The following is an 18190-nucleotide window of genomic DNA, read 5'->3' on the forward strand; positions in this document are numbered from 1 at the left end:
TGCGAATGCAGTGAAGCAATTCGTGACATGAGGGCGGTGCTTATCGCATCGGTTGCGATGGCGGCGAGGTGCGGTCCATGGGTTGCCACGTCGCTACGCTCCTCGCAATGACGAGGGGAGGGGGAGTTGGCTTCCTACTCGCTTCACTCAAGTACTAACTCACGTGCTCGTCATTGCGAACGGAGTGAAGCAATCCATGGCCTGACGGTTCCGCCCGTCGCATCGGTCGTGGCGGAGGCGCGGTGCGGTCCATGGTTGCCACGTCGCCTACGGCTCCTCGTAATGACGAGGGGGGAGATGTGAGGCTTCAGTCTATCCCGACAGCCTGCAAATGGCGGCTTTGCTTCCGCCACGCCCTGGCGCAGCCCGTCGCTCACCCCCACTTGCGGGTGCGATACCAGCGGGTGAGCACGTATTTGACGCCTTCGATCACCGGGGTGCCCGCGTGCAGCGTGCCTTCGTTGGGCGTGCCATCGGGCAGGGCGTTGTTCCACACCAGCAATACGCCAGGTTTGGGCGCGATCTTGATCTCCGCTTCCACGAACTGGGTTTCGCCGCCCTTTCCTACTTCATTGAGGAATGCCATTGCGGTCCAGCTGCGTTGGCCACCGCGTTTGCGTTCTGACTTCCAGTAATCCTGATCGGTATAGAACCAGTCGTTGTGGGCTTTGAATTCCTGTCCGGGGGCATAGCGCTGCCCTTGCAGGGTCTCGCCGCAGATACCGTTGATGCCCATCAGATCGTCGATTCGGCGACTGACGGCCATCACCAGCGGATCGAATGGCTCCAGATCGCCGGAATAGGAGGTGCGGAAACCGGAATCGTAATCCTGATCGTACAGCGAACTGGGTCGGGCGACCGCGTCGATCATTCGCATCATCCGGTCGCATTCGACCGGAGTGAGAAATTCACCGACCGCCCAGATTTCCGCTTTATCTGTCGGGACTTTGTAAGCCTTGGGATCGGCATCGAGCCGCGCGCGAACTGTTTCGCCAATGCGGCGCAATGCGTCCTGATCGGGGATCGTCTTGGTCTTTGCCATGCCGGTTTCCTAGCAAGCTGGTGCATGGTTTCAAGTCTGCCGCTTGCGGTGATTCGCACCATCGCTACAACACTGCAGGAGTCGGGGGACCATACTTGGGGAATTCTACGATGAGCATGACACAGGGTGCCAAATACTCGAAAGTAGCAATGCTGCTGCACTGGCTGATCGCGATTGCCGTGATCGCCAACTGGCAGATCGCCGAACGTGCACACGATCTGCCACAGGCAGAACGGGGCGAAGTAATGTCCTATCACTTCTCGCTTGGGATGACGATCCTGCTGCTCACGCTGCTGCGGGTGATCTGGCGGCTGCTGCACCGTCCTCCGGCCCTGTCGGCCAGTCTTCAGCCATGGGAACGCATTCTGGCGAAGACAACACATACGCTGTTCTACATTCTGCTGATTGGATTGCCGCTGGGTGGATGGATCGCCATGTCGGGCTATGGTTCCGGCGTTCCTTTCTGGGGCCTGTTCGAATTCCCGGCACTCCCGCTGGGGCTGGACGAGGGGACCGGGCATGAAATTTTCGAGCTTCATGCCACTGCCGGAACTGTGCTGATCTATCTGGCCGGGCTTCACGTGCTCGGCGCGCTCAAGCACACTTTCGTCGACAAAGACGGAAATCTGTTCCGTATGCTGCCGTTCGGCACCGCGCGCGACTGAGCGGTTACAAGAAATCCCCCGCCAGCGTGTCGCTGGCGGGGGCTCCGTTCGACGACGAACCACTCGAAACCGTCGTCAACGGATAAGTGTCTGTTTCACCAAAAGAAGTTGTAGATTACGTCGACCACTTCGCCGCTGTAGGTGTCCACCAGCAGCACATCGTCATAATAACGGACCCAGCGATAAGGGCCGTATGCCGGCGGCAGGCGATAAAAGCTGGGATCGTTGATCCAGTAACGGCCGCCGAAAAACAGGTTGTTCAGATAGAACCCGATTCCGACCCGGCTATATCGATAACCATTGTACGGCGCGTAATACCGTCCGATGCGGAAGACATTGCGATTATGGCTGCGATAGCGGTGCCAGTCGTAATGCGTATTGCTCCGCCAGTCGCGGCTCCACCGCCGGTTGTCACGACGGTGATCCCAGCGGTTCGGGTCGCGATTCCAGGTCTGACGATTGCCATTCCAGTGGCGACTGTCACGGTTGTAAGTGCCTTGGGAACGGCTGTCGGTTCGCCGGTTGTCGCGCCAGTTATTGCGGCGGTCACTATCGCGACCGGAATAAGCGCGGTTGCGATCGTTGTCGGTATAGCTGCGATTGCGACCGCTGCGATCCCACGCGGGAACTCCGGCCCGTTGTGCATCGGTGCGTGTGTTGGCCGGTCGCGAATCGCTGCGGTTCCACGTCCGGGTGCCACGGTCATTACCGTTCCAGTTGCCGCCGCTGCGTTGTTGAACGACGGGGGCACGCTGTTCGGCACGGCGTTGCGGTGGGGCAGTTTGAGTTTGGACAGGGGCTCGCACGGTGCGCTGCGGCCGTTCCTGCCGCGACTGGCGTTCCATGCGCGGGGCATCTTCGCGGCCCCAGCGCGGCCCTCTTTCTGCGGCGTTGGCGGCGGTGGGGAGTGCAGCGAATGCCATCGCAGCAGCAATGGCTGCGGCGGCCCCGGTATGTAGTAAGGCTTTTAAAGTCATGGCGGCTCTCCATCATGAAGCCGCTCCACCACCTGCGGCCAATATGCGATGAGCCGCTATTTAGTTAAGCTAGGCTGTCCTTTATCTGAACGAAAAAGAAAAAGGCGATTTTGTGGCAACCATGCTCGACATGTGGCAGACGGAGGAATAGGCGTCGTGTTATGAGGCTGCGCTTCCCCTCAAGCCGACGTCTGCGCCAGTCCATGCCAGACGAGTTCGTCAATCCAGAGGATTGGGGACGGCGCATTGCAACGCTTGTCGCGGCGGTATTGGTTGGTCTGGGTGCGTTGACGTTCGCATGGGCAGGCGACCGCGCGCAGGATACGTTCGAACATCTGCAGCGCAGCTATCCCTGGATTCACCTTGTGGTTACGCCTGCGTTGTTCGCCGGGATCATATGGGTCACGATGCGAATTGCGCCCGAATCCCGTGGCTCGGGCATCCCACAGGCGATTGCCGCCAGCCATCAGCCCAACGGAAAGGCGGCGCAAGCACTGGTGTCTGTGCGCGTGGCCTTGTTCAAAGTGGTGGCGACAGTTGCGGGAATGTTTGGTGGAGCGTCGGTCGGGCGTGAAGGGCCGACAGTACAACTGGCCGCTGCGCTGATGGTGAAAGTGCACCAGATCCTCCACGTGCGGGTTACATCGGGTGTCGTGATCGCCGGTGGTGCGGCCGGGGTCGCGGCGGCGTTCAATACACCACTGGCAGGGATCGCCTTTGCGATCGAGGAACTGGCTGTCGCATATGAACAGCGTGTGGCGGTGCTGGTCATGGGTGCTGTGATGATTTCCGGCCTTACGGCACAGGGGCTGGCCGGTAACTACACCTATTTCGGAGTGATCGATGGCAGCTTGCCGGTCACGACCGTGCTGATCGCTGCGCCGCTGGCGGGTATTGTCGGCGGGGCACTGGGCGGCTTGTTTGCGCGACTGATGCTGGCGGCGCGCGGCCCGGCGGGAAAATGGGCCGGGCCATTCAAGGCGCATCCGGTCAAAGCTGCTCTGGCCTGCGGGGTCGTAGTGGGGGCGCTTGGCTTCGTTACATCAGGGGCAACATCGGGCACCGGCTATGCGCCGACCAAACTGATGCTGGAAACCGGTTCGCACGGCGATTTGTGGTTTGGGCCTGCCAAATTCATAACTGCTCTGGCGACGAGTGTGAGTGGAATTCCCGGTGGAATATTCGCACCATCATTGTCGGTGGGTGCGGGGATCGGCCATCTGTTCACACCGCTGTTCGCACCGGAAAATGCCGGGATGATCGTACTGCTGGGTATGGCGGGTTATTTCACCGGCGTTGTCCGCGCGCCGCTGACGGCGGTAATCATCCTGTCGGAGGCGACTGGTAATTCGACTGCCATTCTGCCCTTGTTTGCGACTGCGCTGATTGGGGACTGGGCCGGGGCGATGGTGTGTCGCCAGCGATTGTATCATGCGTTGGCGGAAGGGTTTATTCCCTCCTCACCCGATGAATCTGCCAAGGCGAGTGAGGGTGTGGAAATCGAGAAGCCTTGAAGCAGGAAGCTTTGTAGTTTGTCGTTTTGTTCACACGAAGACACTAAGGCGCGAAGAAAGGTAGCAATGGTGGCCGCCCGCGTGCGGCAGCCATCATTCTCACACTATATGCATGAACGGCTTTATTACTGCCGCACGCTCATCTTCGTGCCTTAGTGCCTTCGTGTGAACCCAATCCAGGCCCACCGAACTCCCTATCAGCGCGTCAGTTTCTTGTACGCAAGGCGCGTAGGCCGATCTGCCGCATCGCCAAGGCGGCGGCGCTTGTCTTCTTCATAAGCTTCGAAGTTGCCTTCGAACCATTCGACATGGCTGTTACCTTCGAAGGCGAGGATATGTGTTGCCAAACGATCGAGGAAGAAGCGATCGTGGCTGATGACCACAGCACAACCGGCGAAGTTTTCAATCGCCTCTTCCAGTGCGCCCAGTGTTTCCACATCGAGATCGTTGGTCGGTTCGTCGAGCAGCAGAACGTTGCCGCCCTGCTTCAGCATCTTGGCCATGTGCACACGATTGCGTTCACCGCCGGATAGCTTGCCGACGTTTTTCTGCTGGTCCTGACCCTTGAAGTTGAACGCCCCGACATAGGCACGTGTGCTCATGTCGTGGCCATTGACCTTCATGTAATCGAGTCCGTCGGAAATTTCCTGCCACACGTTGTTCGATGCAGTCAGATCGTCGCGGCTTTGGTCGACATAGCCGAGCCGCACGGTGTCGCCGATTTCCAGCGTCCCGCTGTCGGGCTGCTCCTGGCCGGTGATAATGCGGAACAGGGTCGATTTACCTGCGCCGTTGGGTCCGATCACACCGACAATCCCGCCGGGGGGCAGCATGAATGACAAGTCTTCGAACAGAAGCTTGTCGCCATATGCCTTGGTGATGCCTTTCGCTTCGATGACTTTGCCGCCGAGCCGTTCGGGCACCTGAATGACGATCTGCGCCTTCCCCGGCTTGCGATCGTTCTGCGCGTCCTGCAATTGCTCGAACTTGCGGATACGAGCCTTGGACTTGGTCTGCCGTGCGCTTGGCGTCTGGCGAATCCATTCCAGTTCGCGGCTGAGCTGCTTCTGGCGACCCGATTCCTCTCGATCTTCCTGCTCCAGACGCTTGGCCTTCTTTTCGAGATAGGTCGAATAGTTGCCTTCGTATGGGAAGTACTTCCCGCGATCGAGTTCGAGAATCCAGCCGACTACGTTATCGAGGAAGTAGCGATCGTGGGTGATCATCAGAACCGCCCCCGCATATTCCTTCAGATGGTTTTCCAGCCATTCGACCGATTCAGCATCAAGGTGGTTGGTCGGTTCGTCAAGCAGCAGGATCGACGGCTTCTGAATCAGTAGCCGGGTCAATGCGACGCGGCGCTTTTCACCACCCGACAGGTTGCTGACTTCCCAGTCGCCCGGTGGGCAGCGCAGTGCCTCCATCGCGATTTCGAGCTGGTTGTCGAGAGTCCACCCGTCAACTGCGTCTATTTCTTCCTGAAGAGTGCCCATTTCCATCATCAGATCGTCGAAATCTTCGCGATCCGGGTCACCCATCAGGCCGGTGATTTCGTTGAAACGATCAACCTTGTCCGCCACTTCGCGCGCGCCGTCTTTGACATTTTCGAGGACGGTCTTGCTCTCGTCGAGATGCGGTTCCTGCGGCAGATAGCCGACGGTGATGTTCTCACCCGGCCATGCTTCGCCCGTGAAATCGGTGTCGATCCCGGCCATGATTTTCATCAGGGTCGACTTACCCACCCCGTTGGGGCCGACGATGCCGATTTTAGCACCCTGATAGAATTGCAGATTGATGTCCGACAGAACCGGCTTCTGTGCGCCGGGGAAAGTCTTGGTCATGTTCTTCATGACGAATGCATATTGGGCGGCCATCAGTCGTCCTTCGGATGTCGCTGGGATGTGAGAAAACGTGTGGCGGCAGATAGGAGGAGTCAGGCAGAAGGGCAAGCGCGGTTAAAGGGCTTGGCACTATCAACTGATGCCGATAGCTAAGCCTTCATGCAGAAAACCATTTTCGCGCTTGTCGCACTGTCGCTTGCATCCCCGCTTCAGGCCACTTCGCCCAAGCAGCCAACGGTGGAGGCTGTCGCTGATAAGATGCTTGAAAGCGATACGGTGGCATGGAATTTCGTCGAAGGGGTCACGACCGAAATCGGGCCGCGAATGGCGGGGACGGAGGCAGAAGCGCGTGCCCGCGATTGGGCACAGGCATGGCTGAACGCCAACGGTTTTGCCAATGTGAAGGTCGAAACCTTTCCCATTCAGGGCTGGGTGCGCGGGGAAGAGAAGGCATGGGTTGTTTCCCCCTTCGCGCAACCGCTGACGATTACTGCACTGGGGCGTAGTGTCGCCACTCCGCCTGACGGAGTAACGGGCGAAGTGGCCTATTTCCCGAGCTATGCTGCGCTGGAGGCAGCACCTGAGGGTAGCCTTAAGGGAAAGATCGCTTTCATCGATCATCATATGAAGCGCACGCAAGACGGGTCGGGTTATGGCTTTGCCGGCCCCGCGCGGTGGACCGGTCCGGGGCTGGCGGCGAGCAAAGGGGCACTCGCAACGGTTATCCGTTCCATCGGTACGGAAAATCACCGGACTCCCCATGCGGGCGGAACGAGCTTTCCCGATGGGGTTGCCGCTACACCGGCAGGGGCATTGTCCAATCCCGATGCCGACAATCTCGTGCGGATGATCAAGCGGGGTAAGCCGCTCACGCTCCGGCTGGTGTTGACGCCAAAGGATTTGGGTGTTGTCGAAAGCGGCAATGTGACCGGGGAAATCATCGGGCGCGATCCCTCGCTGCCTCCGGTTTTGCTCGCTTGCCATCTCGATAGCTGGGATCTGGGTACAGGTGCGATAGACGATGGAGCCGGATGCGGGATTGCGGCCGCCGCTGCGAAAGGCGTTGCCGCGGCAGGACAGCCCCTGCGGACGATTCGCGTGTTATTCGCCGGTTCGGAAGAAACCGGGCTATGGGGATCGAAAGCCTATGCCACTGCTCATAAGGGTGAGAAGATCGCTGTCGGGATCGAGAGCGATTTCGGTGCCGACCGCATCTGGCGGATCGATACCAATTTCACGGAAAGCAACCCTGCGCTTTATAAGCGACTGGCGGACGCAGTCGCACGGTTCGGAGTCACGGCAGGCAAGGACGAAGCCAATGGTGGTGCTGACCTGAACCTGGCGCGGGAATCATGGGCGGCAATCATCGATCTTAACCAGGATGGCACGCATTACTTCGATCTGCACCACACACCTGACGACACACTCGACAAGATCGATCCCGCAGCCTTGCGGCAAAATGTTGCTGTATGGACTCAGGTGACGGGCATTCTGGCCAACGAAAGTGGTATGATCAAACCTGCTGATCAGAACTGACGTCAGCGAGTTGCGCGGCGGTAAGGAAGTCTGTTTGCCAAGGTGAGCGTCCTGGTGCAGAAATAACCAGTGGTGAATTCCGACGATATCCGGTTCTTTCTGATCCTTGCATCCGAGCCGACGCTGGCCGCCGGTGCGCGGCGTCTTGATATCTCTCCCTCGGCAGTCACTCAGCGCCTTCGCCTCATTGAACAGAGGCTTGGTTTGCGGTTGGTGACACGTTCCGGGCGTTCGCTCGTATTGACCGATGAAGGCAAACTGCTGGCGGAGCGTGGCCCACCAATCGTCGACGATATCGATGAACTGGTCAGCGACATGCAGGCGCGACGTTCAAATATCACAGGCCATCTGCGCGTGCTCGCCCCGCCAGGTTTCGGGCGACGCTACGTCGCACCGCTGGTCGCCAGTTTCGGGGAGGGGAATCCCGGTATCCGGGTCGATCTCGAATTGAGCGACAAGCTGGGGCGACATCTCGACCGGCGCTGGGATATCGCGATCCATATCGGGCATCTCACCGATATCGGGCTGACAATGCGGAAGCTGGCGCCGAACAGACGTATATTATGCGCTGCCCCATCCTACCTTGCGGAGCATGGTGCGCCAGAAACACCGGGCGACCTTGCCGGTCACCGCTGCCTGGCTCTACGCGAGAACGAAGAGGATGCCACTTTGTGGCGCTTCTCATCCTCCGCAGGCGCGATATCGGTTCGGGTTACCCCGTTCCTTGCAACGAACGACGGCGAGATCGTGCGAAGATGGGCGCTGGACGGTAGGGGGATCATTGTCCGTTCGGAGTGGGATGTGGCAGACGATATCGTTTCGGGCCGACTGGTCCCGTTGCTGGAGGACTATGCCATTGCGAATGCCGATGTGGTCGTGCTTGTCGGGCCAGCGGCGTCGCGGGCTGGCAGGACACAGGCTTTTCTCGATTATCTCGCACAGGCCATGTCGCCGCCGCCGTGGCGTGGGTTAAATAGTTAACTGCGTTACAGCTGATCAGAGTACGGCCTGAAGCGGGATGCCACCGGTGGTTTTGACCATCTTGGTGCAGATGTAGGTGCAATAGCGCTCGATCCCGATGTCGGCCACGAGCAGGTCCTCGATGATTTCCTGATAGCTTTCGATGTCGGTCGTTATCACCTTGAGAAGGTAGTCAATTCCACCGCCCAGCGCATAGCATTCCGCGACTGGGCCGAGTTTGGCGACGTGTCGTTCGAAACGGTCGAAATCGTATATCCGGTGGCTCTTCAGAGTCAGCTCTGCGAAAAACACTTCATATTGCGCCAGAACGCGGACGTTGATGTTCGCGTGATAGGACAGAATAAGCTTCTGTTGTTCCAGCCGACGCATACGTTCGAAGCAGGCGCTGGCTGAAAGATTGACCCGTTCGGCCAGCTGACTTTTGCTGATGCGTCCGTCTTGCTGAAGATTCTTCAGAATTTCGAGATCGATTGAATCGAGAGCTATCCGCGGCGCAGAAGACCGGGTCCGGCTCGCCGGAGGATGGGAGGACTGGATCGGCGCGACAGAGAGACAGTTCATAGGGCGGAGACTATCATGGGGTTTGTGAAACACAAATTTCACAAAACTGATAAAAAACGTTATTATACAATAGGTTTTGCAATTTTTCCGGGCAAATTAAGCAATACTAAATCAATGATTTAGCTATCCGGTAATGTCAAAATTTCGGCTGCCGCGAACGTCCGTGACGGCCGCCGCAGGCGTACCTGACCGAGGGCGAAGGAGATTCTTTCGACCATCTTACTGTCGGCTCATGATGTTTTGGCGAGCCGCTCGATTGGTCTGCCGAATTTAGTTCGGCCAGCGGGGGCAATTACCAAAAGTTCGATGTTCGAATGTCCTTACGGTGCTGGCGGTAGCAAGGTCTTCGCTCAACCGTTGGCCCTGCTGTCGATTATTGCGCGCAGCTTTGGGGCAGCTTCGTGCGCGATATTCCAGTTATCGTCACCGCTTATACTCAACGGACACTTACTTTCATGTCAGGACATTCGATAACGATCGTCAGCGGATCGGCAGCTCAGAAAGTGGTGAGTCATGCCGATGCCATCGGTTTGATGCGGGAAGCTTTCATCAGTCTTGATGCCGGTCAGTCGCTCAACTTCGCTGGCGCGCGCGGTCATGGTTCCGATCCTGCAACGCGTTTCGGGGCGAAACCGGGATACGATGCAATCAACCGTGTGCCGGGATTGAAGATCGGGAGTTACTGGCCGGGCAACATGGCACACGGTTTGCTCAACCATGGATCGACCACTGTCCTGCTGGACGATGCCACTGGTTTCCCGACAGCTATTGTCGAAGCATCCTGGCTGAACGGCCTGCGAACTGCGGCCTCCGATGCCGTAGGTGTCGAAGCTCTGTCGCGACCGGATTCACGGGTGTTGGCGATCATCGGCACGGGCAATCAGGCGTGGCACGACGCCAAGGCAATTTCGCTGGTTCGACCGATCGAGCAGATCCTGATCGCAGGACGCAATCGGGAGGCCGCGAAAGAGCTTGCCGAAAAACTTCAGGCGGATGGTATCGCTGCCGAGCCGACTGATATTGCGGACGCGCTGGCGCAAGCGGATATTGTTGCGACAACGACCCCTTCGCGTGCGAAGTTATTCGACGCTGCCGATATTCGGCCCGGCACACATATATCGGCAATGGGCGCCGATGGGCCGGGAAAGCAGGAACTGCCAGTCGAACTTGCTGCCCGCGCGCAATTGTTTGCGGACGAGCCGGGACAATCGCTTGTCATTGGCGAATTTCAGTATCTGGCCGGTACGCCGGATGCGGAGCGGATCACCGCTATCGGTGCGGTTCTGCGAGGGGCAGCCGAAGGTCGCGCATCGCCGGATAGCACGACGATCTACGACAGTTCGGGGATCGGCCTGCAGGATCTGGTGATTGCGTCCTTCGCTTTGTCGCAGGCGCGCGCGGCAGGTATTGCACAGGAGGTCGAATTTTGACCGATCTTGCAATTGCCCCCGGCGATGTCATCCGCGCGGCGGCGCGCATTTCGGAGTTTGTAAATCGTACCCCGGTTCTCACTTCGCGTCGGCTGAACGAACTTCTTGGTACAGAGCTGTTTTTCAAATGCGAAAACATGCAGCGTATCGGCGCGTTCAAAGCGCGTGGCGCACACAATGCCGTGCTCGCTCTCTCGCCTGAGAAAGCTGCACGAGGCGTACTCACGCATTCATCGGGCAATCACGCCGCGGCGCTGGCACTGGCCGCGCGTAGCAGATCGATCGACGCGATAATCGTCATGCCGGAGAACGCCCCGGCGGCGAAGGTCGCATCGGTCCGTCGGCTCGGCGGAGAAATCCATTTTTGTGAACCGACTATCGATGCGCGGGAAGCCACAGCCGCGGCGCTGATGGAAGAGCGGGGCGCAACTCTGGTCCCCCCCTACAACGACCCGATGGTTATGGCGGGCCAAGGAACGGCAGCGATGGAACTGCTGGAGGAAATCCCCGGAATCGACGCGATACTCGCTCCGGTTGGCGGCGGCGGTCTGATGGCGGGTACGGCAACGATTGCCCGGTACCTGATGCCAGACATTCAGATCATCGCGACAGAGCCGGAACAGGCGAACGATGCGTATCTGTCATGGGCCGCTGGGGCACTGGTCGATGCCGATCCGCCCAACACGATTGCCGACGGATTGCGGACGACTCTGGGCGATAAGAACCTGCCCATATTGCGCGCGCACCTCGATCGTTTCGTGACTGTGAGCGAAAGCGCGATTGTCGATGCGATGCGGCTGGTTTGGGAAGTCCTCAAAATCGTGATCGAGCCGAGCAGCGCAGTGCCTGTTGCGGCAATTCTCGAAAAGCGGGTCGATCTCGCGAACGCGCGTACGGGGATCATCCTGACGGGCGGGAACGTCGATCTCGATCACCTGCCGTGGCAATCGCGATGATGCCGCCAGACCCACTTCGCAATTCGCAACAGATGTGCCGCCCCATCGCAGGCGGGCAGCGCATCCGCTTCCAACTCTGAACCGTTTCAAACAGGATATTCCATGTCGCACGATTTCGATGATCTGAACACGCCCTGCCTCTTGCTCGACAGGGACATCATCAAGAACAATATCGCACGCATGGCTTCACGCGCGAGTGAACTGGGGGTGGCTCTGCGCCCGCATATCAAGACGCCCAAATCGATTTCGGTGGCTCAGCTCCTGCGTGACGCCGGTGCGGCCGGTTTCACGACTTCGACGATCCGCGAGACGGAATATCTCGCGCAAGCGGGCTTCGACGACTTGTTTTATGCTGTGCCGTCCGATGGACGAAAGGCGCAGCGAATTGCGCCCCTGTTGCGCGCCGGGAAAAACGTCACCCTGCTGGTCGATACGCTGCAATCGGCTGAACAGATCGCTGTCGTCGCGGAATCCGAACAGGTGACTATCGCGATCTGGGTGGAGATCGACGTCGATCATTATCGCACCGGTATCGATCCGAAAGACCCCGATTTCGATGCGATTCTGGCCCTGTGCGGCAAGGCATCGCATCTGAATCTGGCGGGGATCATGTCTTATGGCGGGGCATCGTATGGCTGCGCCACCCCGGCGGAAGCAGCGGCATTGACCGAACGCCATCGTCGCGCGCTTCTGGCTGCATCGGACAAAGTGCAGGCTGCAGGACTGGCAAAGCCCCGATTGAGCTTTGGCTCGTCCCCGGCCGTTTTGCACGCCGATACGTTGGACGGGATCGATGAAGTACGGTGCGGCATCTACACCTTTCAAGATCTGTTTCAGGCGGGCATCGGTGCCTGCACGATTGACGATATCGCCGTGACAGTCCTGGCTACGGTGATCAGCCACGGCAAATCGCTCAACCGCTTCACTGTCGATGCCGGTGCGCTCGCGCTGTCGAAAGATCGCAGCACGCAGGGGCGCAGTTTCGACGCCGGCTTCGGGCTGGTGTGCGATGCCGATACCGGCAAACCTATCGGTGATTTGCAGGTCGGAACGGTGAGCCAGGAACTGGGCCTTGTCACTTCCCCGTCGGGCGCGGTTATCGATCTCACCGATTTTCCGATTGGAAAGCGCGTGCGTATTCTTCCCAATCATGCAGATATGACTGCCGCTGCATATGATACCTATCACATGATCGGTGGTGCGGACGCGGAGGACGTATGGACCAGAACCAACGGATGGGAATCGATTGGCTGAAGACGGGAGAGATTTCACGCATTGGTGCCAATACCCTTATTTGGCCGACAGCTGCCGGGATAAAGGTATGATTGTTTCCGATCTATGCCGGGAAGCAATTCGACTGGGCGCATGCATCGCGCTGGCGGCAACTGTTTTCAGTGGGCCAGCGCACGCACGCGCACACACGCCGGGTGGTGACAGGCCCAATGCGCTTTCCTGTACAGCTAAGCTGGATGACGCGGCGATTGCGGAAATCGATCGTCTGGCGGAAGGTAAAATCCGGTCGGAACAGCTTCCCGGTGGGTTCACCATCGCGCTGGTCTGCGATGGAAAGATAGTGAAAATGTCGGGGTATGGGTTCGCGGACGAAGCCCATACCATCCGCATGCCTGCCGATGCGGTGTTCCCCGTCGCATCTTTGACCAAGACGATGACGGCGTTTCTGGCCGTTAAACTGGCGGCGCGCGGCGTCGTTTCGCTCGATGCGCCGATTGAGCGGTATCTGCCATCCACAGCGCGGCTCTCGCCATCGCTTGTTGCGCGGCCCGTCACGTTGGAGACGCTGCTGCTGCATACTGCCGGATGGCCACGCGACCCTTCGACGCGCAGGAACCTGCTGGTGGAATCTCCGCATGGGTTCGATCCGACCATTCTCGATCCCGACAGCGCGACGGTGGACCGCCTCTATACCGCTCTGGCCACGGATCGGGCAGCGGGGCCGCCCGGTGTCCGGCGGTATTCGAATATGGGCTATGATGTTGCGGGCCATGTGCTCGAACGGGCATCGGGCAAGTCTTACGCGCGGCTATTGTCTGACGAACTCACCGGCCCGCTTGGGATGACCGATACGGTGGTCGATCGTTTGCAGACGATGGAAGCGCGAGTGCCGGCAGGGTACTCTTTTGATCCGACAGTCCGGCAGCTATTCCGTACGCCGAACTGGCGGTCCGGCGAGCTGAAGGGCGCTGCGGGTGTCAGTTCGACTGCCCCCGATCTGGCGCGGTATCTTGCTCTGTTGATCGATCAGACCCGGTTGAGTGCGGTGTTGGGCGGCACGGAAGCCGTGGACACCCTGTTGCGCCCCCGGCTGGAGTATTTCGACGGGCCGCATGCTCTGTTCGCGCAGGCGTTGGGCTGGCGGATGAGCCACTTTGGACAATACGGGAACGTCTACAGTCACACCGGGGACGCGGATTCGCACCACGCATTTCTGGCGTTTTCACCGGAGAGGCGGGTCGGGCTTGTTGTTCTATCGACCAATGGGAAAGACGCGATGAACGAGCTCGGCGATGACATATTACTGCATCTGTTTCAGCGCATGAAGCCGCTGGATGCACCTGCCCCATCGCCCTCGATCAATCGCGGCAAGGGGATTTTACAATGATGAAAGCGTGTGTTGGGTTGTCGATCCGGTCGGTTCGAAGAACTCTTGCGATGTGCATTGCCGGTGGGGCATCATTGGCAATGCCGGTTGCCTATGCTGCGGATGATCGTGAGCCGACTTATGTGATAGACCGCGTCTCGGTCATCGATGTCACCGCTGCGGGCCAGAATGCCGCGATCAATTCGGACCGCCGCGTCCTGATCCGCGCGGGCAGGATCGCAACGGTTGGGGATCTTACACTTCCGATCCCGGAAGGGGCGGTAACGATCGACGGGACCGGGAAATACCTCGTTCCCGGCTTTTGGGATATGCATGCCCACCTGCCGGCAGAGCGTGCCTATCAGACTACCGTGCTTAATCTGATGCTCGCGAACGGTGTGACAGCTTTTCGTGATATGGGCACTGATCTGTCACTGCCCGAACTGAAACATATGAAAGCCGAATTGGCGGGGGGTAAACTCGATGCCCCACAGCTGCTGGCATCGCCGCTGTTGGTGGTCAGCGGACGCGAGGGTCGGCAGTCCGCTGTCGCAACCGATGATGCACACTTCGAAGTCGAGACCGCGCGGGAAGCCGAAAATCTGGTCGACTTCGTTCGCAATCGTCATATCGACTTTATCAAAATATACGATTCCGTCCCGCGCGATGCGTACTTCGGATTGATGCGGCGAGCCGCGCGTCTGGGGGTCGAAACGGGTGGCCATGTTCCGATGCAGATTTCTGTTCGTGAGGCTGTGGCGGCCGGACAGCGCACCGTGGATCATGCGCGGGAATTGCCCATTGCCTGCGCGCCGGGGGTAGCTGAGGAACTGCAAACCTACTATCTCGATCAGCCAGAGGCTCGCTTTGTCGGGCGGTGGAAGAACCCGGCATTCGCTAAATTGGTCGGTCGGACTGTAGACGAGTATGATCCGGCTGCCTGTGCACTCCTGTTCAAAGAGATGGTGGCGGCAGGCACTTATTACGTCCCCACGCATGGCACTCGCAGGTTCGATGCATTGGCGTGGGTGCCCGAATTTCGCGACGATCCGAAGCTGGCATACATTCCGACGGAGGGCCGCGCGGAGTGGCGTGAGGAAGCCGAACGTTATGGCATACTGCCTTGGTCGGTGCGATCGGATCTGGTGCGTTTCTACTTTCACGGTTTGCGCCTGACCGGAGATGCGTATCGCGCCGGGGTAAATATTCTGGTCGGCACCGACACACCCGATTCCTACATTATTCCGGGCTTTTCCTATCAGCTGGAAATGAACCAGTTGCAGGAGGCAGGGTTGCCGCCACTTGCGATCTTGAAGGCGGCAACGATCGAAGCGGCGCGCTTTATGAAGCGAGAGGGCGATTATGGCACGATTGCGCCCGGCAAAGTGGCCGATATCGTGATGCTGAGCGCCAACCCCTTGACCGATATTGGCAATGCATCGCATATCGATGCTGTTTTCCGGGCAGGGCGTTATCTCAACCGTACCGCTCTCGACGGTCTTCTGGATGAAGCGCGCGAGAACGCCGACGATAACAACGATTGAAGAGACCGCCGGTGTGCCTGCCGGTCGCTCACGGGCGACCGGCAAATTGCCCCTTACTTACCGCTGTAATCCACTGTTTCCCGACGGCTGAGGTTGGCTTCGATCGAACGGCGATCGCGCCATGCAGGGCGGAGAGCCTTTTCTGCAAACAAAGGCAGTTGATCGACGATGTGCGGCGATCCGGGACGGCTGGCGTTACCGTAAACGAGCAATACCTGTGCCTTGGCACCGTCAGGCTGGAATTCGATTGCCTGAATCCATCCTTCCCCCGCAGCGGCGCGCATTTTGCCATCGGCGGGCGAGGGGACATATTTAACCAGCCGCAATCCGCCATAGGCATCCATGCTGCCTGCCGATGGATAATTCGCCAGTTCGCGTGGGTTGCGCCATGATTTGTCGCGCCCTGTCAATGCAATGCGATGGATTGCGCCCCATTCGATATCGAGCGGAAGCTTGTCCTTCTGCATCGATTGAACTGCCTCGCGCAGCGCGAGAACGGCGCGTTCCGGCTGACCGATCCCGACGGGTGTTTCCAGTGGCCGGGCCGGATCGAATGCCGTGCGGAACATTTCTGGCGGTGTCGTCGGATTCCCGTTTGGCGGTGGCGGCGCATCGGTGGCAACGTATGCCACTCTGAAACGGTCGAACAGGACAGCCCCTTTGCTATCTGTGTCGGCGCGCCTGTCCCAGCTTTCCAGAACTTTGGCGGCTGCAAGCAGATCGGCATCCCCGCTCTTGCGGGCCAGAGGAATGAGATCAGGGAGCCACCGGTCGGCAAGTATCATCCGGGTCGATTGTTTTGCTGTCACCAGATCGTCCATTGTCAAACGCGGCTTGGTGAGCAATGCCAATGCAGATTGCTGAGGGCGCAGGTCCATCAGATTGAACGACATCCATGCCGGGAACTGGCTCGGTTTGATCGCTGCGGGGAACGTCGATGTCCACGGGGAATCGTTCGAATTCTGGACAAAGCCGCCGACGGGATCACGGACTTGCGGCAGCTTGTTCCATGCAACTGTCTCTTTCCAGAGCAGGCGCGGATCCGATCCGTCAAGTATCCCGCGATAGGTGTCGTAATCGCCCCATGGTCGCACTGGTCGCTGACCGGCATCGACGTGCATAATATGCCCGTCCCGATCAGCGTAGATCACATTGAAATACGGCATCTGCAGCATCGAAAACGCGCTTTCGAACTGCGTGATGTTGGACGCGGTCATCATCCGCCAATATTGCAGCGCGGGCCGGTCGGTATCGAGTCCGGCAATCTTCAGCGCCAGCGCGTGGCTATCGCCGCGCCGCGCGATCACGGGGCCGTGAACGCTGGAGGCAATTGTGAACGACCGCGCTTCGCACTGGTCGGTTCCGAAATCGCAAACTTTCAGACTTGCCGGACGCTTGGTGAGCGCAAGTGTCTGATTGCCGAAGCGATATTTGTCGCCATCTTCCAGCTTGAGATCGTACACGTCGGCATTCTGGATAGCGTTGACTGTATGGCTCCAGCCCAGATTGTCGTTAAATCCAATAGCCTGAAGGGAGGAGCCGACGAAAGCAACGCCAGTAAAATTGGTTTTTCCGGGGATGACAAGGTGCGCCTCCATCCAATGGAACAGACCCTTACGCGCTGCGGGGAAGCCGTTGTCACGTTGCGGCCCGACGGCACCCAGATCGATATGTGGGTTGCCGATCAGCATCGCGTTGCCCGTTGCGGACTTCTTGGGCGTGATCGCGTAGGCGTTCGACCCGAATGCGGAATTGGAGATTTCGGCGCGCTTCTGCCCCGCTTGCCACGCCTTGGCATTGGTATAGGCGCGCGCGCCCATGAAACTGTAGTGTACGCTCAGTTGATAAAGGGCGAGACTGTCTGACGGTTTTATCGGCAGGACACGGGCAATCGCCGGATCAATCGTATCGCGATTGCTTTCCGCCCAGTCGTTGACGCCATCTGCAAACGCTGAAAGCAAAGCGCGCTGTTCTTCGCCACCGCTGGCCAGCCATTGTTCAGCGCGTTCGGGAATGCTGTTGGTGAGCACGTCCATATCGCTGCGGACGTTCTCGTCATTTTTGCCCGCTCCAAAGTACTCTGCATAGCGACCCCGGGCGCTGGCAACGTTGAGCAGCAGAAGCTCGGCGTGATTTTCCATCTGAGCGCGGCCGAAGGCGTAGTAAGCCGCTTGAGCATCATCGGCGTAAATGTGGGGAACACCATAATTGTCCCACAGGATTTCTGTCGCGGACGCGGGCGTTGCGGTGGTCGATTGCAAAGGTGTTGAACACGCGGCCAGTGTTGCCAGAGCGACTGCGGCTGTGAAGTGACGGCGATGCATGGGCAAGCTCTCCTGTTGATAAGGGCAGTCTAAATGCTAGGCCGCGAAGAGTCCGTTTTTGCCGGATCGATGGGCCGAGGAATCTTCTTTCTGCTGCAACGTCGGTCTCCATTCCGTAATGTTCGGGGTATCGTAATTCGAAGATTCTGGCGCCGAATCGCATATTGCCGGAAGATTATTATGTTACCTGCCCGCCAAGGCGCGGCTTTGTGTGGCGGGG

14 protein-coding genes are annotated in these 18190 nt (G+C 58.8%); 9 read left to right on the forward strand and 5 right to left on the reverse strand.

Annotated features, from left to right (window positions below; all coding sequences use genetic code 11):
• Positions 1-373: 373 nt before the first annotated feature.
• Positions 374-1042, reverse strand: coding sequence for a prolyl hydroxylase family protein (locus D6858_RS08100; protein WP_120108872.1), 669 nt, complete (start codon positions 1040-1042; stop codon positions 374-376).
• Between the two features lie 110 nt (positions 1043-1152).
• On the opposite strand from D6858_RS08100, the gene D6858_RS08105 reads away from it, so the two are divergent.
• Positions 1153-1707 (forward strand): cytochrome b, encoded by a 555-nt coding sequence (locus tag D6858_RS08105; RefSeq protein WP_120108875.1) that lies wholly within the window; start codon positions 1153-1155, stop codon positions 1705-1707.
• Between the two features lie 95 nt (positions 1708-1802).
• Here D6858_RS08105 and D6858_RS08110 read toward each other — a convergent pair whose 3' ends face one another.
• Positions 1803-2684 (reverse strand): RcnB family protein, encoded by an 882-nt coding sequence (locus tag D6858_RS08110; protein ID WP_120108877.1) that lies wholly within the window; start codon positions 2682-2684, stop codon positions 1803-1805.
• Positions 2685-2887: 203 nt separating this feature from the next.
• Between D6858_RS08110 and D6858_RS08115 the strand changes: the two genes are divergently transcribed.
• Complete coding sequence (locus D6858_RS08115; protein WP_120108879.1) at positions 2888-4198, forward strand: chloride channel protein; 1311 nt, start codon at positions 2888-2890, stop codon at positions 4196-4198.
• Positions 4199-4395: 197 nt separating this feature from the next.
• Here the strand turns inward: D6858_RS08115 and ettA are convergent, their stop codons facing one another.
• A complete protein-coding gene (ettA, locus tag D6858_RS08120; RefSeq protein WP_120108882.1) occupies positions 4396-6072 on the reverse strand; it encodes an energy-dependent translational throttle protein EttA in 1677 nt (558 codons plus the stop codon).
• A gap of 126 nt (positions 6073-6198) precedes the next feature.
• Here ettA and D6858_RS08125 point away from each other — a divergent pair, with 126 nt between their 5' ends.
• Both D6858_RS08125 and D6858_RS08130 read left to right on the forward strand, forming a co-directional pair.
• Positions 6199-7575 (forward strand): M20/M25/M40 family metallo-hydrolase, encoded by a 1377-nt coding sequence (locus D6858_RS08125; RefSeq protein WP_120108885.1) that lies wholly within the window; start codon positions 6199-6201, stop codon positions 7573-7575.
• A gap of 69 nt (positions 7576-7644) precedes the next feature.
• Positions 7645-8556 carry a LysR family transcriptional regulator gene (locus D6858_RS08130; RefSeq protein WP_120108887.1) on the forward strand — a complete coding sequence of 304 codons (912 nt, stop codon included), beginning with the start codon at positions 7645-7647 and terminating at the stop codon, positions 8554-8556.
• A 15-nt stretch (positions 8557-8571) separates the two neighbouring features.
• Here the strand turns inward: D6858_RS08130 and D6858_RS08135 are convergent, their stop codons facing one another.
• Positions 8572-9117 (reverse strand): Lrp/AsnC family transcriptional regulator, encoded by a 546-nt coding sequence (locus D6858_RS08135; protein WP_205664901.1) that lies wholly within the window; start codon positions 9115-9117, stop codon positions 8572-8574.
• Between the two features lie 401 nt (positions 9118-9518).
• Between D6858_RS08135 and D6858_RS08140 the strand changes: the two genes are divergently transcribed.
• From D6858_RS08140 to D6858_RS08160, 5 genes are all read left to right on the forward strand, one after another.
• Positions 9519-10547 carry an ornithine cyclodeaminase family protein gene (locus tag D6858_RS08140; protein ID WP_205664902.1) on the forward strand — a complete coding sequence of 343 codons (1029 nt, stop codon included), beginning with the start codon at positions 9519-9521 and terminating at the stop codon, positions 10545-10547.
• The gene (locus D6858_RS08145) at positions 10544-11503 is read left to right on the forward strand and encodes a pyridoxal-phosphate dependent enzyme (protein WP_240623767.1); all 960 of its coding nucleotides are present in this window, start codon (positions 10544-10546) and stop codon (positions 11501-11503) included. Before D6858_RS08140 ends, D6858_RS08145 begins: the two co-directional genes overlap by 4 nt.
• 102 nt (positions 11504-11605) lie before the next feature.
• Positions 11606-12757: an alanine racemase gene (locus D6858_RS08150; protein ID WP_120108893.1), complete on the forward strand. Its 1152-nt coding sequence runs from the start codon at positions 11606-11608 to the stop codon at positions 12755-12757.
• A gap of 67 nt (positions 12758-12824) precedes the next feature.
• Complete coding sequence (locus tag D6858_RS08155) at positions 12825-14123, forward strand: serine hydrolase domain-containing protein (RefSeq protein WP_120108895.1); 1299 nt, start codon at positions 12825-12827, stop codon at positions 14121-14123.
• 80 nt (positions 14124-14203) lie between these two features.
• On the forward strand, positions 14204-15646 hold the full coding sequence (locus D6858_RS08160; RefSeq protein WP_165859664.1) for an amidohydrolase family protein: 1443 nt from the start codon (positions 14204-14206) through the stop codon (positions 15644-15646).
• A gap of 53 nt (positions 15647-15699) precedes the next feature.
• Here D6858_RS08160 and D6858_RS08165 read toward each other — a convergent pair whose 3' ends face one another.
• Positions 15700-17970 (reverse strand): penicillin acylase family protein, encoded by a 2271-nt coding sequence (locus D6858_RS08165; protein ID WP_120108900.1) that lies wholly within the window; start codon positions 17968-17970, stop codon positions 15700-15702.
• Positions 17971-18190: the final 220 nt, after the last annotated feature.

The organism is Tsuneonella suprasediminis, from assembly GCF_003605755.1.
GTDB classification, from domain to species: domain Bacteria; phylum Pseudomonadota; class Alphaproteobacteria; order Sphingomonadales; family Sphingomonadaceae; genus Tsuneonella; species Tsuneonella suprasediminis.

What these genes read in the sequence shown, in the direction of transcription:
- D6858_RS08115 (WP_120108879.1), top strand. Translation starts at nt 2,888, where the DNA reads ATGCCAGACGAGTTCGTCAATCCAGAGGATTGGGGACGGCGCATTGCA.
- D6858_RS08150 (WP_120108893.1), top strand. Translation starts at nt 11,606, where the DNA reads ATGTCGCACGATTTCGATGATCTGAACACGCCCTGCCTCTTGCTCGAC.
- D6858_RS08135 (WP_205664901.1), bottom strand. Translation starts at nt 9,117, where the DNA reads ATGAACTGTCTCTCTGTCGCGCCGATCCAGTCCTCCCATCCTCCGGCG.
- D6858_RS08160 (WP_165859664.1), top strand. Translation starts at nt 14,204, where the DNA reads ATGCCGGTTGCCTATGCTGCGGATGATCGTGAGCCGACTTATGTGATA.
- D6858_RS08105 (WP_120108875.1), top strand. Translation starts at nt 1,153, where the DNA reads ATGAGCATGACACAGGGTGCCAAATACTCGAAAGTAGCAATGCTGCTG.
- D6858_RS08165 (WP_120108900.1), bottom strand. Translation starts at nt 17,970, where the DNA reads ATGCATCGCCGTCACTTCACAGCCGCAGTCGCTCTGGCAACACTGGCC.
- D6858_RS08155 (WP_120108895.1), top strand. Translation starts at nt 12,825, where the DNA reads ATGATTGTTTCCGATCTATGCCGGGAAGCAATTCGACTGGGCGCATGC.
- D6858_RS08100 (WP_120108872.1), bottom strand. Translation starts at nt 1,042, where the DNA reads ATGGCAAAGACCAAGACGATCCCCGATCAGGACGCATTGCGCCGCATT.
- D6858_RS08125 (WP_120108885.1), top strand. Translation starts at nt 6,199, where the DNA reads ATGCAGAAAACCATTTTCGCGCTTGTCGCACTGTCGCTTGCATCCCCG.
- ettA (WP_120108882.1), bottom strand. Translation starts at nt 6,072, where the DNA reads ATGGCCGCCCAATATGCATTCGTCATGAAGAACATGACCAAGACTTTC.
- D6858_RS08110 (WP_120108877.1), bottom strand. Translation starts at nt 2,684, where the DNA reads ATGACTTTAAAAGCCTTACTACATACCGGGGCCGCCGCAGCCATTGCT.